The organism is Pseudomonas sp. IT-93MI4 (assembly GCF_949767635.1).
GTDB lineage: Bacteria > Pseudomonadota > Gammaproteobacteria > Pseudomonadales > Pseudomonadaceae > Aquipseudomonas > Aquipseudomonas putida_A.
The window spans coordinates 232,291-247,582 of record NZ_CATKPP010000001.1 but is presented as its reverse complement, the minus strand read 5'-3'; the positions used below and the strand labels follow the sequence as shown (position 1 = coordinate 247,582).

Annotated in this window: 12 protein-coding genes; 9 read left to right on the top strand and 3 right to left on the bottom strand. The window is 62.0% G+C overall.

Translation table 11 applies throughout. From position 1 onward, the window contains the following. Positions 1–119: 119 nt before the first annotated feature. The 7 genes from ACM6I7_RS00855 (at position 120) to ACM6I7_RS00825 (ending at position 7,872) form a co-directional block, all read left to right on the top strand. Positions 120–1,985, top strand: coding sequence for an extracellular solute-binding protein (locus tag ACM6I7_RS00855; protein ID WP_414887795.1), 1,866 nt, complete (start codon positions 120–122; stop codon positions 1,983–1,985). 1 nt (position 1,986) lies between these two features. Then, positions 1,987–3,051 (top strand): microcin C ABC transporter permease YejB, encoded by a 1,065-nt coding sequence (locus ACM6I7_RS00850; protein ID WP_414887794.1) that lies wholly within the window; start codon positions 1,987–1,989, stop codon positions 3,049–3,051. Beyond that, positions 3,051–4,073, top strand: a complete 1,023-nt coding sequence (locus tag ACM6I7_RS00845) for an ABC transporter permease (RefSeq protein ID WP_096797383.1) — start codon at positions 3,051–3,053, stop codon at positions 4,071–4,073. Before ACM6I7_RS00850 ends, ACM6I7_RS00845 begins: the two co-directional genes overlap by 1 nt. A 14-nt stretch (positions 4,074–4,087) precedes the next feature. After that, on the top strand, positions 4,088–5,722 hold the full coding sequence (locus ACM6I7_RS00840; protein ID WP_414887793.1) for an ABC transporter ATP-binding protein: 1,635 nt from the start codon (positions 4,088–4,090) through the stop codon (positions 5,720–5,722). Between the two features lie 168 nt (positions 5,723–5,890). Continuing rightward, the gene (locus tag ACM6I7_RS00835; RefSeq protein WP_414887792.1) at positions 5,891–6,412 is read left to right on the top strand and encodes a DUF3455 domain-containing protein; all 522 of its coding nucleotides are present in this window, start codon (positions 5,891–5,893) and stop codon (positions 6,410–6,412) included. Positions 6,413–6,640: 228 nt separating this feature from the next. After that, positions 6,641–7,174 (top strand): sigma-70 family RNA polymerase sigma factor, encoded by a 534-nt coding sequence (locus tag ACM6I7_RS00830; RefSeq protein WP_414887790.1) that lies wholly within the window; start codon positions 6,641–6,643, stop codon positions 7,172–7,174. Beyond that, positions 7,171–7,872, top strand: coding sequence for an anti-sigma factor domain-containing protein (locus ACM6I7_RS00825; protein ID WP_096797386.1), 702 nt, complete (start codon positions 7,171–7,173; stop codon positions 7,870–7,872). The genes ACM6I7_RS00830 and ACM6I7_RS00825 overlap by 4 nt, the downstream gene beginning before the upstream one ends. 7 nt (positions 7,873–7,879) lie before the next feature. Here the strand turns inward: ACM6I7_RS00825 and ACM6I7_RS00820 are convergent, their stop codons facing one another. Beyond that, positions 7,880–8,971: a DUF1615 domain-containing protein gene (locus ACM6I7_RS00820; protein ID WP_097087751.1), complete on the bottom strand. Its 1,092-nt coding sequence runs from the start codon at positions 8,969–8,971 to the stop codon at positions 7,880–7,882. A 324-nt stretch (positions 8,972–9,295) separates the two neighbouring features. Here ACM6I7_RS00820 and ACM6I7_RS00815 point away from each other — a divergent pair, with 324 nt between their 5' ends. Beyond that, a complete protein-coding gene (locus ACM6I7_RS00815; RefSeq protein WP_414887789.1) occupies positions 9,296–11,500 on the top strand; it encodes a TonB-dependent receptor in 2,205 nt (734 codons plus the stop codon). A gap of 209 nt (positions 11,501–11,709) precedes the next feature. Then, complete coding sequence (locus ACM6I7_RS00810) at positions 11,710–13,245, top strand: FAD-dependent oxidoreductase (protein ID WP_414887788.1); 1,536 nt, start codon at positions 11,710–11,712, stop codon at positions 13,243–13,245. Positions 13,246–13,369: 124 nt separating this feature from the next. Here the strand turns inward: ACM6I7_RS00810 and hemB are convergent, their stop codons facing one another. Both hemB and ACM6I7_RS00800 read right to left on the bottom strand, forming a co-directional pair. Continuing rightward, the gene (gene hemB, locus ACM6I7_RS00805) at positions 13,370–14,344 is read right to left on the bottom strand and encodes a porphobilinogen synthase (RefSeq protein ID WP_027613860.1); all 975 of its coding nucleotides are present in this window, start codon (positions 14,342–14,344) and stop codon (positions 13,370–13,372) included. 243 nt (positions 14,345–14,587) lie between these two features. Continuing rightward, on the bottom strand, positions 14,588–15,286 hold the full coding sequence (locus ACM6I7_RS00800; RefSeq protein ID WP_414887787.1) for a glutathione S-transferase family protein: 699 nt from the start codon (positions 15,284–15,286) through the stop codon (positions 14,588–14,590). Between the last annotated feature and the right edge of the window lie 6 nt (positions 15,287–15,292).

Sequence of the window (15,292 nt, the reverse complement as noted above, 5' to 3'; positions counted from 1 at the left end):
GGCGGTATATCCGTGAAGGTGTGTTGACTGACACACCGCCTTCGGGAGCAAGCCCCCTCCCACAGTAGATCTCCCACAGGTTGAGCTGAGCTTTTCCAGGGATTTTGAGGAGTGATTGCATGAGTGTTTTGCGCAACATGGCAGGCCTGCTTTTGGGTAGTGCACTGCTGTGCACCGGCCCCTCGGCACTGGCCGCCGGCAGCTACGCACTGACGGTGTACGGCGAGGCGCCGAAGTATCCGGCGGGTTTCCAGCATTTCGATTTCGTCGATCCCGACGCGCCCAAGGGCGGTTCACTCAGTCGTGCGTCGATGGAAATCGGCCAGTACAACTACATCACCCCGTATGCCGATCAAGGCATTTCCGTGGTGCAGGTCAACGACTGGGTTTATGCGCCGCTGGCGTTCCGTTCACTCGACGAGCCCTACACCGTTTACGGGCTGATCGCGCAACAGATGGAGCGCGATCCCGAAGGCCTCTGGGTGCGCTTCACCCTGAACCCCAAGGCTCGCTTCGCCGATGGCACGCCGATCACCGCCGAAGACGTGCGCTACACCTTCAACCTGCTGATGACCAAGGGCAGCCTCAGTTATCGCCAGCAATACGCCGACGTGCAGGACGTGCTGATCGAAGGCCCACGGCAGGTGCGCTTCACCTTCAAGAACAACCTCAACCGCACCCTGGCGCTGGACCTGGCGACCCTGCGCGTGGTGCCCGAACACTGGTGGAAGACGCGCGATTTCGCCAACGGCGGCGGCTTCGAACCGCCGCTGGGCAGCGGCCCGTACCGCGTGAGCAAAGTCGATGCCGGACGCAGCATCAGTTTCCAGCGCGACCCGGACTGGTGGGGCAAAGACCTGCCGGTCAGTCGCGGCATGTACAACTTCGACACGCTCACGGTGAATTTCTACGGTGACACCGACGTCGCCCGGCAACTGTTGCAGGCCGGCGCTTTCGACTACAACCGCGAGTTTTCCTCGTCCGGTTATGTGGTGGGTTACGACAGTCCGGCACTGCGTGACGGTCGCTTGCAGCAGGCGATCCTCGCTCCGGAAAAACCCACCGCCGCCCAAGGCTTCGTGTTCAACCTGCAAAACCCGATCTTTCAGGATCGCCGCGTGCGTCAGGCGATCAGCCTGCTGTGGGATTTCGAATGGACCAACAAGCAGATGATGCGCGGCTTCTACGTGCGCCAGAACAGTTTCTGGCCGAAGAGTGAAATGGCCGCCACCGCCCTGCCCGACGCCGAGGAATTGAAGATCCTCGAACCGTTGCGCGGACAGATTCCCGACGAAGTGTTCACCACGGTGTATCAGGCGCCGAAAACCGATGGCAGCGGCTACATCCGCGACAAGCAGCTGCAAGCTCTGAAGCTACTCGCCGAGGCCGGCTGGACGCCGCAACACAGCCGACTGGTCAACGCCGCCGGTGAGCCTCTGGAGTTCACCTTCCTCGACGGTCAGGGCGGTTTCGATCGCATGCTGCTGCCGTTCAAGCGCACCCTCGCGCAGATCGGCATCACCCTGAATTTGCGCCGGATCGACTCGGCGCAATACGTCAATCGGCTCAACGCCCGGGACTACGACATGATCGTCACCAGTTTCCCGCGCAGCGGCGATCCGATCGTCTCTCCCGGCCGCGAGTTGTACAGCCTGTATGCCTCACAAAGTGCCACGCAAGTCGGCAGTTCGAACTCGATGGTGCTGGCCAACCCGGCGGTCGATCAACTGATCGACGGGCTGGTCAAGGCTGACACCCGCGACGCCATGGTGCATTACGCCCGCGCCCTCGACCGGGTGCTGCAATGGGGTTACTACATGATTCCCAACTACTACTCCAAGGGCACGCCGACGGTGTATCAGAACCGCTTCGGCATGCCGCCGGTGCAACCGGCGTACGACGAAGGCCTCAACACCTGGTGGGAGGTCTCGGCCAAGCCGCTGACCACGCAACAGATGCACACCCAGCTCGCAGGGGGCCAGTGAAATGCTGCGTTATCTGAGTCGACGTTTGCTGCTGATCATCCCCACGCTGCTGTGCATTCTGGTGGTCAACTTCGTGATTGTGCAGGCCGCACCGGGCGGCCCGGTGGAGCAAGCCATTGCCCGCCTGCAAGGTTTCGGCGGGCACGGCATGAGCGGTGGTGGCGAAGTCGCCGCGGTTGGCGGTGCCGGGCGCAGCAGCCGTGGCCTCGATCCGGCGCTGATCGAGGAAATCAAACACCACTACGGCTTCGACAAACCGATGCACGAACGCCTGTGGCTGATGCTGAAAAACTACGCCCAGCTGGATCTGGGCAGCAGTTTCTTTCGCGGCGCCAAGGTCACCGATCTGATCCTGCAGAAACTGCCGGTGTCGTTGTCGCTCGGCCTGTGGGCAACGCTGATCACCTACCTGATTTCAATCCCGCTGGGCATCCGCAAAGCGATCAGCAACGGCAGCGCGTTCGATGTCTGGAGCAGCACGGCGATCATCATCGGCTACGCGATGCCGGCGTTTCTGTTTGCGATGCTGCTGATCGTGGTTTTCGCCGGCGGCAGCTACGTCAACTGGTTCCCGGTGCAGGGGCTGGTGTCGGATAACTTCGACAGCCTCAGCACCTTGGGCAAGGTCGGCGACTACCTCTGGCACCTGGTGTTGCCGGTGACCGCGCTGGTGATCGGCGGTTTCGCCACCCTGACCATCCTCACCAAAAACAGCTTCCTCAACGAGATCAGCCGCCAATACGTGATCACCGCGCGGGCCAAGGGTTTGACCGAGCGCCGCGTGCTCTACGGCCACGTGTTTCGCAACGCGATGCTGCTGGTGGTGGCCGGGGTGCCCTCGGCGCTGATCGAGGTGTTTTTCGCCGGTTCCTTACTGATCGAAACCATCTTCAACCTCGACGGCCTCGGGCGCATGAGTTACGAGGCGGCGGTGTCGCGTGACTATCCGGTGGTGTTCGGCGCGCTGTTTCTGTTCACCCTGTTTGGCCTGCTGATCAAGCTGATCGGTGATCTCTGCTACACCCTGCTCGACCCGCGCATCGACTTCTCGGCGAGGACTGCCTGATGTTCACACTCTCTCCTCTGGGTCAGCGCCGGGTCGCGCAGTTCAAGGCCAACCGCCGTGGGCGCTGGTCGTTGTGGCTGTTCATTGGCCTGTGCCTGATCTGCCTCGGCGGCGAACTGATTGCCAACGACAAGCCGTTGGTGATCCGCTACCACGGCGCCTACTACTTCCCGATCCTCAGCGAATACCTGGAAACCGATTTCGGCGGTGAACTGCCGTTCCAGCCGGATTACGCCAGCGCTTATGTGCACGGGCTGATCGAGGATCAGGGCGGCTGGATGCTGTTTCCGCCGATCCCGTTCAGCTACGACACGGTCAATTACGACCTGACTGAACCGGCACCCAGCCCACCCTCTTCCAGCAATTGGCTGGGCACCGACGATCAGGCGCGGGACGTATTGGCGCGGGTGATTTTCGGCACACGAATTTCGATTCTGTTTGCGCTGATCCTCACCGGCATCAGTGCGCTGGTCGGCATCGTTGCCGGGGCGCTGCAGGGTTATTACGGCGGCTGGGTCGATTTGCTTGGGCAACGGGTGCTGGAGATCTGGTCGGGGCTGCCGGTGCTGTATCTGCTGATCATCTTGTCCGGGTTTGTCTCACCAAGTTTCTGGTGGTTGCTGGGGATCATGGCGCTGTTTTCCTGGCTGGCATTGGTGGATGTGGTGCGCGCCGAGTTTCTGCGTGGACGCAATCTGGAATACGTCAAAGCCGCGCGGGCGCTGGGGCTGACCGACAGCGAACTGATGCTGCGGCACATCCTGCCCAACGCGATGACCTCCACCCTGACCTACCTGCCGTTCATTCTGACCGGCGCCATCGCCACCCTCACCGCCCTGGATTTCCTCGGTTTCGGCATGCCCGCCGGGACCGCCTCGCTGGGCGAACTGATTGGCCAGGCCAAGCGCAATCTGCAAGCGCCGTGGCTGGGGCTGACGGCATTTTTTGCCTTGGCGCTGATTCTGTCGTTGCTGGTGTTCATCGGTGAGGCTTGCCGTGATGCGTTTGATCCACGATCTTGATCCGAGGGGCTGACATGAGCGACAACCTGATTGAAATCCGCGACCTGCGTGTCGCCTTCGCCGGGCAGGAAGTGGTGCACGGTCTGAACCTCGATATTCGTCGTGGCGAGTGTCTGGCGCTGGTCGGTGAGTCCGGCTCGGGCAAGTCGGTGACGGCGCATTCGATTTTGCGCCTGTTGCCGGGCAAAACCGTCAGCAGCAACGGTTCGATCGCTTATAACGGGGTGAACTTGCTGCACACCAGCGAGCAGCAGATGCGCGGTTTGCGCGGCAACCGGATTGCGATGATTTTCCAGGAGCCGATGACCTCGCTTAATCCACTGCACAGCGTGGAACGACAGGTCGGCGAAGTGCTGGAGATTCACAAGGGCCTCAAGGGACGCGCCGCTCGTGAGCGCACGTTGGAGCTGCTGGAACTGGTGGGCATTCGCGAGCCGTTGCAGCGTTTGAAAGCCTATCCGCATCAGCTCTCCGGCGGTCAGCGGCAACGGGTGATGATTGCAATGGCGCTGGCCAATGAGCCGGAACTGCTGATCGCCGATGAGCCGACCACGGCGCTGGACGTGACCGTGCAGCAGAAAATTCTCGAGCTGCTGATCGAGTTGCAGCAGCGGCTCGGCATGTCGATGCTGCTGATCAGTCACGATCTGAATCTGGTGCGGCGCATCGCGCAACGGGTGTGCGTGATGCGCCACGGCGAAATCGTCGAACAGGCTGACTGCGAGACCCTGTTTCGCGCACCGCAGCATCCTTACAGCCGCTTGTTGATCGAAGCTGAACCGAGCGGTGCGCCGGTGCCGAGCCCGTACCAGCACAACCTGCTGGAAGTCGATGATCTCAAGGTCTGGTTTCCACTGCCCAAGGGCTTGTTCAGTCGTTCGCAGGCGTACATCAAAGCGGTGGACGGGGTCAGTTTCCGCCTGCAACGCGGCAAAACGTTGGGAATTGTCGGCGAATCCGGTTCGGGCAAATCGACGCTGGGTCAGGCGATCCTGCGGCTGGTGGAATCCGAGGGCGATATCCGCTTCGGCAACAAGCAACTGAGCCTGCTCAATCAACGCTTGATGCGGCCATTGCGGCGGCAGATTCAGGTGGTGTTCCAGGACCCGTTCGGCAGCCTGAGTCCACGGATGTCGGTGCAGCAGATCATTGCCGAAGGGTTGCTGACCCACGGCATCGGCACCGAGGCCGAGCGCGAAGCTGCGGTGATTCGCGTGCTGGAGGAAGTCGGCCTCGACCCCAAGAGTCGTCATCGCTACCCCCACGAATTTTCCGGCGGCCAGCGCCAGCGCATCTCCATCGCCCGTGCACTGGTGCTGGAGCCGGCGCTGATCCTGCTCGACGAACCGACCTCGGCGCTGGATCGCACGGTGCAGAAACAAGTGGTGGACCTGTTGCGGCAACTGCAGATCAAGCATGGGCTGACCTATCTGTTCATCAGCCATGACCTGGCGGTGGTGCATGCGCTGGCCCATGACTTGCTGGTGATCAAGGATGGCAAGGTGGTGGAACAGGGTTCGTCGCGGGAGATTTTTGCCGCACCAACCCACCCCTACACCCAGGAACTGCTGAAAGCCTCCGGCCTCAAGCCCGACGTAAATCCCTGTGGGAGCGGGCTTGCTCGCGAATGCGATATGCCTGTGACATGAATATCGACTGACAGAACGCCTTCGCGAGCAAGCCCGCTCCCACAGGGGGAGATCGGTGGAGGTGGAAAATATTTTTCAGGCACTGCATCCAAACGCCTCCGCCACGGGTAGTCCCTGTAACAGCCCTCTTCGGCTGTCAGCGGTCTACCCCTTTCGGAGATAACACTGATGAACTTCACTCAACTGATTGGCCTCACCGGTTTGCTCGCCCTGTCCTCGACAACCTTCGCCCAAAGCAGCTATCCCGATGCGATCAAAGTCCCGGAAGGCCACAAGATCGCGATGGAAACCACCGGGGTCGGCGAGATCACTTACGAATGCCGCGACAAGCCCAACGCCGCCGGGCAGACCGAATGGACCTTCGTCGGCCCGAAAGCGGTGCTCAATGATCGCAGCGGCAAGCAGGTCGGCACCTACTTCGGCCCGCCCGCCACCTGGCAGGCCAAGGACGGTTCGAAAGTCACCGGCACGCAATTGGCCGTCGCTCCGTCGAGCCCGGGCAACCTGCCCTATCAACTGGTCAAGGCCAACCCGGCTGAAGGCAAAGGCGCGATGAGCGGCGTGAGTTATATCCAGCGTGTCGCGCTCAAGGGCGGCGTGGCGCCGGGCAGCGAATGCACGGCGGCGAACAAGGGCAAGCAGGAAGTGGTGAAGTATCAGGCCGATTACATTTTCTGGGCGGCGAACTAGTTCCTTGATGTCCCTATGGGAGCGAACTTGTGGCGAGGGGATTCATCCCCGATGGGGCGCGAAGCGCCCCAAAATCCGGCAACTGCGGAGTCAGGCATTCACCGCAACCAACGGTTACGGCTGCTGTGCAGCCGGTCGGGGATGAATCCCCTCACCACAAAGGCTCGCTCCCACAGTAGAAGACTGTGTTGTCTGGATGTTTGAAGAATGTGAGCTAGATTGCACTTCATGTCTTTCCCTGAACCGCTGTTTGATTACGAAGCCCGTCTCGCTGCCTGTGCCCGCGGCGAGCAGTCGGCCCTGCGCGATTTGTACGTGCAGGAAGGCCCGCGCCTGCTCGGCGTTGCAAAACGACTGGTACGTGACACGGCGCTGGCCGAAGACATCGTGCATGAGGCGTTCATCAAGATCTGGAACGGTGCGGCGCAATTTGATCCGGCGCGCGGTTCTGCGCGCGGCTGGATGTTCAGCGTGACCCGACATCTGGCGTTGAACCAGCTGCGTGATCAAAGCCGGGAGACGCCGTTCAACGAAGAACACGATGCCGAGCCTGACGAGGACGCCTTCGATGTGCAGGGCCATTCGGCGCGGATCCATCGTTGTCTGGAACAACTCGACCCGCAGCGGCGAAGCTGCATCCTCCACGCTTATGTCGACGGCTACAGCCACGCGCAGATTTCCCAACGGTTGGGCACGCCGCTGGGCACGGTCAAAGCCTGGATCAAACGCAGCCTCAACGCTTTGCGGGAGTGCATGGGATGACCACTGAATCGGCGCAGGAACGTGATGAACTGGCCAGTGAATACGTGCTCGGCACCCTGTCGGCGCCGGAGCGTGAAGCGCTGCAACAGCGCTTGCCACACGACCCCGAACTGCAAGCGGCGGTGGATGCCTGGGAGCGACGCTTGCTCGACCTGACCGAATTTGCCGGGACGCAGCAGCCTTCGCCGCATTTGTGGCCGCGCATCGAGCGCAGTGTCGAGCGGTTCGCGCAAAAAGCGCCGGCTGCGCCGTCAACCTCGTGGTGGAATCTGCTGCCGCTGTGGCGCGGCTTGAGTGCGGCCGGCTTGGTCGCCACATTGGTTTTGGGCTCGATCCTGCTGACCCAGACCACGCCGAAGCCGAATTATCTGGTGGTGCTGGTCGCGCCGCAGGACAAGGCGCCAGGCTGGGTGATTCAGGCCAGTAATCCACGGGAAATTCAGTTAATCCCGCTGGGCGTGGTCGAAGTGCCGGCGGACAAGGCGCTGGAGTTCTGGACCAAGGCTGACGGCTGGCAAGGGCCGGTGTCGCTGGGACTGGTCAAACCGGGGCAGACGCTGTCGGTGCCGCTGGACAAATTGCCGCCGCTGCAACCGAATCAGCTGTTCGAGCTGACGCTGGAAGGCGCCAATGGCTCGCCGATCGGCAAACCAACCGGGCCGATTCAGGCGATTGGCCGAGCCGTCAAGGTGCTTTGAACCGGCGTCAACCGGCCTTGGCCATGCAACGCTTGTAGCGCTCATCCACGCGTTTGGCGAACCACGCCGTGGTCAGCTTGCGGGTGATTTTCGGGCTCTGCAAAACGATCCCCGGCAACACCGCGCGTGGCAAGGTCTTGCCTTCAGCCTTCTCCGCCAGTTCGAACACCCGCTGATAGAGTTTGGTCTCTTCGAACTCCAGGGTTTTGCCCTTCTCCAGTTGATCGCGAATGGTCGGGTTACGCATGCCCAGCGACTTGCCGAGGGTGCGCACCGCCAGTTCGGTGGTGCCAGGCATGATCGAGTCGTAGCGAATCAAGTCGCCATCCAGCGCCAGCGGGATGCCCGAAGCTCGGCTGACGGCGTTCTGGAACGCGGCATTGCGGCTGGCGTACCAGCCGGCATTGAAGTCGGCGAAGCGGTACAGCGGCTCGCGGTAACTCACCGGGTAGCCAAGTAAATGGGCGATGCCGAAGTACATGCCGCCACGGCGGGTGAACACTTCGTGGCGGATCGTGCCGTCTACCGGGTACGGATACTCCTTGGCGTGCTGCTCAGCGAATTCGATGCTGACCTGCATCGGTCCGGCGGTGTGTACCGGGTTGAAGCCGCCGAACAAGGTGCGGCCCATCGGCACTCTGCCGATGAAGTCGTCAAAAATGGCGCTGAGTTCTTTTTCACTGCGTGCCGCGTTCAGGCGTTCGCTGTAGGTCTTGCCGTTGGTGGAGCGCACTTGCAGAGCGCCACTGACCAACAGGCTGGGAATATGCACTTTGGCGGCACGACGGTCGATTTCGTCGCGGGCGATCTTACCCAGGCCCGGCACCGTGGGGTCAACTTGGAAGGTGGATTCCTGCTCGGCCACGGCCAGCACCGAACACAGATTCTGCATGGTCGGGCTGATGTTCTGTGCGGCGAACGCGGCGTAGATGTCGGTGGCCCAGCCTTGACGGTCGGGCACTTTGGCCGGCATCAGCCGCACTATTTCGGCTTTCACTTCAGCCGGCGCACGCGGTGCCGGCTCCTGGCTGCGCTGGCCGGCGCAACCGGCGAGCGCCAGCAGCGTGGCGAGGGTAATGACTAATCGAGGGGTGTGCATGGCGCTCCTTGGCGTGCGTTGAGGCGGGTTCACCATACGATCAAAGGGGTGACGCAGGCTAGGACTGTGACCTTTGTGGTGAGGGGATTTATCCCCGATGGACTTCGCAGCAGCCTTCCAATATCAAAGCGACCCGCTCCGCGCGTCATCGGGGATAAATCCCCTCACCACAGGTTTCCATTCGGAACCGAAAATTCAGCGAGATAAACAGTTTGCAAAACGTTACTGCGAACTCCTATCATTTGCACCTGGAGTCGTATTTGCGCAAGGAGTTCCCCGCGCCGTTCTAATTTTCTCACCGGCCGTACGCCTCCAGGTATCGACATGCCCGCTCCAGCTCGACTCGCCGTCCCGTTTCGCCCGACGCTTCTCGCCCTGCTGTGCTCCCTGACTGTCACCGCTCACGCTGCCGATGAAAACGGCAAGGAGCTGGTGCTCGACAACGTCAACATCAATGCCCAGGCACCGACGCCCAACGCCCTGCCCCCGGTCTACGCCGGTGGTCAGGTCGCCCGTGGCGGCCAGCTCGGCGTGCTCGGCAATCAGGACATGATGGACGTGCCGTTCAGCGCCGCGTCGTACACCGAACAGCTGATTCAGGATCAGCAAGCGGAAAACGTTGCCGACGTCCTGCTCAACGATGCTTCGGTGCGTCAGGCTTCGGGTTTCTCCAATCAGGCGCAGGTGTTCATGATCCGCGGTCTGCCGCTGAACGGTGACGACATTTCCTATAACGGCCTGTACGGCGTGTTGCCCCGGCAGATCATCTCCACCGATGCGCTGGAGCGCGTGGAAGTGTTCAAAGGCCCCAACGCCTTCATCAACGGCGTGACGCCGACCGGCTCCGGCATCGGTGGCGGCGTCAACCTGCAGCCCAAGCGTGCCGGCGACGAGCCGCTGCGCCGCTACACCACCGATATCAACAGCGAAGGTCGCATCGGTCAGCACTTTGATATCGGCCAGCGATTCGGCGAAGACAACCGCTTCGGCGCGCGGATCAACCTGTCCCAGCGCGAAGGCGACACCGGCATCGATCACGAAAACCAGCGCTCGAAACTGTTCAGCATCGGCCTCGATTATCGCGGTGACGCGCTGCGTATTTCCGGCGACTTCGCCTACCAGAAAGAACGCGTCAACGGCGGCCGCAACTCGGTCAACCTCGGCACCGCCACGCACATTCCGGACGCGCCGTCGGCCGACACCAACTACGCGCCGAAGTGGGGCTACACAGACATCGAAGACACCTTCGGCATGCTCCGCGCCGAATACGACCTGAACGACAACTGGACCGCGTACGTCGCCGGCGGCGCCAAGCACACCCGCGAAGTCGGCCGCTACAACTCGACAACCCTGGTGGGCAACAACGGCGCCTCCTACACCACCGGCTCGTTCATCCCCCACGATGAGGACAACACCAGCCTGATGGCCGGCCTCAACGGCAAGTTCAATACCGGCGCGGTCAGCCACAAACTCAACTTCGGCCTCAGCGGTCTGTGGGCGGAACAGCGCAGCGCCTATGATTTCGACCTGACCAAGTACGCCAACAATATCTACCACCCGGTGGAAACGCCGTCGCCGGTCGGTAATTTTTCCGGCGGCGATCTCAATGACCCGGGCATCGTCGGCAAGACCTTCAACCGCAGCCTCGCGCTCTCCGACACCCTCGGTTTCTTCGATGATCGCCTGCTGATCACCGCTGGCCTGCGTCGCCAGCAACTGGTGGTGCAAGGCTACAACTACGCCAGCTACGGCAGCGGCAGCCGCAAGTCGAGCTACGACGAATCGATCACCACGCCGGTCTACGGCATCGTGTTCAAGCCGTGGGAGCATGTGTCGTTCTACGCCAACCACATCGAAGGCCTGGCCCAGGGCCCGACCTCGCCGACCAGCACCGGCGGCTTGCGCGTGACCAACGGCAACGAAGTCTACGCACCGGCGCGCTCCAAGCAGACCGAGGCCGGGGTCAAGGTCGACATGGGCACTTACGGCGCGAGCCTGGGCGTGTATCGCATCGAGCAGCCGAGCGACGGTTACTGCGAAATCAACAGCGCCACCACCTGCACGTACGTGCGTGAAGGCGAGCAGATCAACAAAGGGGTAGAAATGAACGTGTTCGGCGAGCCGATCAACGGCCTGCGCCTGATCAGCGGCCTGACGCTGATGGACACCGAGCTGCGCAACACCCAGAACGGCGCCAACGACGGCAACCGCGCCATTGGCGTGCCGAGCTTCCAGTTCAACGCTGGCGCCGACTGGGATGTGCCGGGCCTGCAAGGCGTAGCGCTGAATGCGCGGATGCTACGCACCGGCGGCCAGTATGCCGACGCGGCCAACAACCTCAGCCTGCCGACCTGGAACCGCTTCGACGCCGGTGCGCGTTACGCCTTCAAGGTTTCGCAGAAAGACGTGACCCTGCGCCTGGGCGTCGAAAACCTGGCGAACAAGAAGTATTGGGAATCGGCGCAAGGCGGCTATCTGACCCAGGGTGAGCCACGGGTGGCGAAGTTGTCGGGCACCATCGATTTCTAAACCTCGCCGTGAAATGAAAAGGCCCCGCAGCTTTACCGTTGCGGGGCCTTTTCATTTCACGGCGAGTTATAAGCCCCCTTCGCGAGCAGGCTCGCTCCCACATTGGGATGCGTTCGACTGTGGGAGCGGGCTTGCTCGCGAAGGGGCCGGCACTGGCTAGCCTTTCCATCTGATCCATACTTGCTCCACAGCAAACGGAGGACAGGCCCATGAACCGCAGCGACGTACTGATCATCGGCGCCGGCCCGACCGGTCTGGTGCTGGCCCTGTGGCTGAGCAAACTGGGCATGCGCGTGCGCATCATCGACAAGACCTCCGCGCCCGGCACCACCTCACGGGCACTGGCAGTGCAGGCGCGCACCCTGGAGTTGTACCGCCAGCTGGACCTGGCCGATACCGTGGTGCGCAACGGTCACAAGGTCGCGGCGGCGAATTTCTGGGTCAAGGGCAAACCGGTCGCGCGGTTGCCGTTGCAGCGCATCGGCGAAGGCCTGACGCCCTACTCGTTCATCGAAATCTTTCCCCAGGACCTGCACGAACGGCTGCTGCTCGAACGCCTCGAAGACTATGACGTGACGGTTGAGCGCAACACCGAACTGGAGAGTTTCGAAGAAACCGGCGACGGCCTCAGCGCGCATTTGCGCTTGCCGGACGGGCAGCAGGAAATCTGTCAGGCCTGCTTTCTGGCAGGCTGCGATGGCGCGCGCTCGGTGGTGCGCAAAACCCTCGACACCGGGTTCCCGGGCGGCACCTATCAGCAGATTTTCTACGTCGCGGATGTGCAGGCCAGCGGCCCGGCACTCAATGGCGAGCTGCATCTGGATCTGGACGAAGCGGATTTTCTCGCGGTGTTCCCGCTGGCCGGTGAAGGCCGCGCCCGGCTGATCGGCACGGTGCGTGACGAACGTGCCGACCGTGCTGAAACCCTGCAATTTGCCGACGTCAGCAGCCGCGCCATCGAACATTTGAAAGTGCATATCGACGAGGTCAACTGGTTCTCCACCTACCGCGTGCATCACCGCGTGGCCGAGCACTTTCGCAGCGGTCGGGCGTTTCTCCTCGGCGACGCCGCGCATGTGCACAGCCCCGCCGGCGGCCAGGGCATGAACACCGGCATCGGCGATGCGATCAACCTGGCCTGGAAACTCGCCGCCGTGCTCAACGGCAGCGCCACGGCGAAGCTGCTCGACACTTACGAAACCGAGCGCATCGCCTTCGCCCGGCGGCTGGTGTCGACCACCGACAAGGTGTTCAGTTTCGTCACCGCCGAGGGGCGCATCGCCGATTTGCTGCGCACGCGCCTGGCACCGTTTCTGATCCCGAAAATGGCCACGTTCGAGGCCAGCCGCGAATTCCTCTTTCGCACCGTCTCACAGGTCACCCTCAACTACCGCGGCATGCCGCTGAGCCAGGGCACGGCCGGCCACGTCCACGGCGGCGACCGCTTGCCGTGGGCCCACGATGGTGAGGGGGATAACTACGAACCGCTAAGACAACCTTGCTGGCAGGTGCATGTATACGGCGACACCAGCGACGAAATGATCGCCTGGTGCAACGAACACCATCTGCCGCTGCACGTGTTCGACTGGCGGCCGGCGTTTGAAACGGCGGGATTGGGGCGTAACGGGTTTTATCTGCTGCGCCCGGATACTTATGTGGCGATTGCCGATAACAGCGCGGATCCGAAGGTGATCGAGCGGTACTTTCGGGATCACGGGATCCGGCCCTACTTCACCTGCCCCTGACTCTACACAGTCCCAATGTGGGAGCGGGCTTGCTCGCGAAGGCGTCGTGTCAGTCAACCTATTCGTTGCTGATACACCGCATTCGCGAGCAAGCCCGCTCCCACAGGGGGTTGTGCGGTATTCGTCAGATCCCGGCCAGCGCCAGATCCATCGCAAAGTAGGTGAAGATCAGATCCGCCCCCGCGCGCTTGATCGCGCCCAGGCTTTCGCGCACCACGCGATCCTCGTCGATTGCACCGGCCTGCGCGCCGAATTTGATCATCGCGTACTCGCCGCTGACCTGATACGCCGACAGCGGCAGGTTCGAGGCTTCACGAATGTCGCGGATGATGTCCAGGTACGCACCGGCCGGTTTGACCATCAGCGCATCGGCGCCTTCCTGCTCGTCGAGCAGCGATTCGCGCAGGGCTTCGCGGCGGTTCATCGGGTTCATCTGATAACTTTTGCGATCACCCTTCAGCGCGCTGCCGCCGGCCTCGCGGAACGGGCCGTACAGCGCCGAGGCGAATTTGGTCGAGTAGGCCATGATCGGAATCTGGGTGAAACCGGCGGCGTCCAGCGCTTGGCGAATCGCCCGCACCTGGCCGTCCATCGCCGCCGACGGGGCGATCACGTCAGCACCGGCACGCGCCGCCGCCACAGCTTGCTTGCCGAGGTTGATCAGGGTCTGGTCGTTGTCGACTTCGTGGTTGTGCATCACGCCGCAGTGGCCGTGATCGGTGTATTCGCAGAAGCAGGTGTCGGACATCACGATCATTTCCGGCACGGCGTCCTTGGCAATCCGCGACATGCGCGAGACCAGTCCCTCTTCGCGCCAGGTGTCGCTGCCGTTGGCGTCCAGGTGATGGGACACGCCAAAGGTCATTACCGACTTGATCCCGGCACGGGCATAACGCTCGATTTCACTGGCCAGCTTGCGCTCGGGAATGCGCATCACCCCGGGCATGCTCTTGATCGGCACGAAGTCGTCGATCTCTTCTTCGACGAAAATCGGCAGCACCAGATCATTCAGGCTGAACTCGGTTTCCTGGAACAGGCTGCGCAGGCTCGCATTGCGGCGCAGACGGCGGGGACGTGCTTCGGGGAACTGGCTGGACATGGGGCTTTCCTGAAATCGGAAGATGAGACGAAAGTCGTAGGGGGCGAAGCTTATGCCTTCGGTGGGCGCAGGTACAAACCTGGATCAATCAAGACAGCATTACCGGGGGTGCAATAATCCTCGGAACAATCCGATTACCTGTGGGAGCTGGCTTGCCAGCGATAGCGGTGGGTCAGGCAACATAGATATTGACTGTGCCGGCTACATCGCTGGCAAGCCAGCTCCCACAGGGTCGGGTGAAGGTCAGGAAGGAATGGTCAACCCGCGCACCACAGCCGGGCGAGCCAGAAAGCGCTCCAGCACCCGGGTCACGTTCGGGAAGTTGCTGATCCCGACCAGATCCCCCGCCTCGTAGAACCCGATCAGGTTGCGCACCCACGGAAACGTGGCGATGTCGGCGATGGTGTAGCGCTCGCCCATGATCCAGTCGCGACCTTCCAGGCGTTTGTCGAGCACGTTGAGCAGGCGCCTGCTCTCCTCGACATAGCGGTCACGCGGACGCTTGTCCTCGTAGTCCTTGCCGGCGAATTTGTTGAAGAAGCCGAGCTGGCCGAACATCGGGCCGATACCGCCCATCTGGAACATCAGCCACTGAATCGTCTCGTAACGCAGCGCGCCTTCCTGGGCGAGCAACTGGCCGCTCTTGTCGGCGAGATAGATCAGGATTGCGCCGGATTCGAACAGCGGCAGCGGCTGGTCTTGCGGGCCGTGGGGGTCGAGGATCGCCGGGATCTTGTTGTTGGGGTTCAGCGACAGAAATTCCGGGGACATCTGGTCTTGCGCGTCGAAACCCACGCGGTGCGGCTCGTAGGGCAGGCCGATCTCTTCGAGCATGATCGAGACCTTGACGCCGTTGGGGGTCGGCAGGGAATAGAGTTGAATCCAGTCGGGGTACTGCGCCGGCCATTTCTGGGTGATGGGGAACGCGGACAGATCGGTCATGGGAAA

Excerpts from the sequence above, each read along its gene's own strand:
- ACM6I7_RS00850 (WP_414887794.1), top strand. The coding sequence starts at position 1,987 with ATGCTGCGTTATCTGAGTCGACGTTTGCTGCTGATCATCCCCACGCTG.
- ACM6I7_RS00815 (WP_414887789.1), top strand. The coding sequence starts at position 9,296 with ATGCCCGCTCCAGCTCGACTCGCCGTCCCGTTTCGCCCGACGCTTCTC.
- ACM6I7_RS00800 (WP_414887787.1), bottom strand. The coding sequence starts at position 15,286 with ATGACCGATCTGTCCGCGTTCCCCATCACCCAGAAATGGCCGGCGCAG.
- ACM6I7_RS00820 (WP_097087751.1), bottom strand. The coding sequence starts at position 8,971 with ATGCACACCCCTCGATTAGTCATTACCCTCGCCACGCTGCTGGCGCTC.
- ACM6I7_RS00845 (WP_096797383.1), top strand. The coding sequence starts at position 3,051 with ATGTTCACACTCTCTCCTCTGGGTCAGCGCCGGGTCGCGCAGTTCAAG.
- ACM6I7_RS00830 (WP_414887790.1), top strand. The coding sequence starts at position 6,641 with ATGTCTTTCCCTGAACCGCTGTTTGATTACGAAGCCCGTCTCGCTGCC.
- ACM6I7_RS00840 (WP_414887793.1), top strand. The coding sequence starts at position 4,088 with ATGAGCGACAACCTGATTGAAATCCGCGACCTGCGTGTCGCCTTCGCC.
- ACM6I7_RS00855 (WP_414887795.1), top strand. The coding sequence starts at position 120 with ATGAGTGTTTTGCGCAACATGGCAGGCCTGCTTTTGGGTAGTGCACTG.
- ACM6I7_RS00835 (WP_414887792.1), top strand. The coding sequence starts at position 5,891 with ATGAACTTCACTCAACTGATTGGCCTCACCGGTTTGCTCGCCCTGTCC.
- hemB (WP_027613860.1), bottom strand. The coding sequence starts at position 14,344 with ATGTCCAGCCAGTTCCCCGAAGCACGTCCCCGCCGTCTGCGCCGCAAT.
- ACM6I7_RS00825 (WP_096797386.1), top strand. The coding sequence starts at position 7,171 with ATGACCACTGAATCGGCGCAGGAACGTGATGAACTGGCCAGTGAATAC.
- ACM6I7_RS00810 (WP_414887788.1), top strand. The coding sequence starts at position 11,710 with ATGAACCGCAGCGACGTACTGATCATCGGCGCCGGCCCGACCGGTCTG.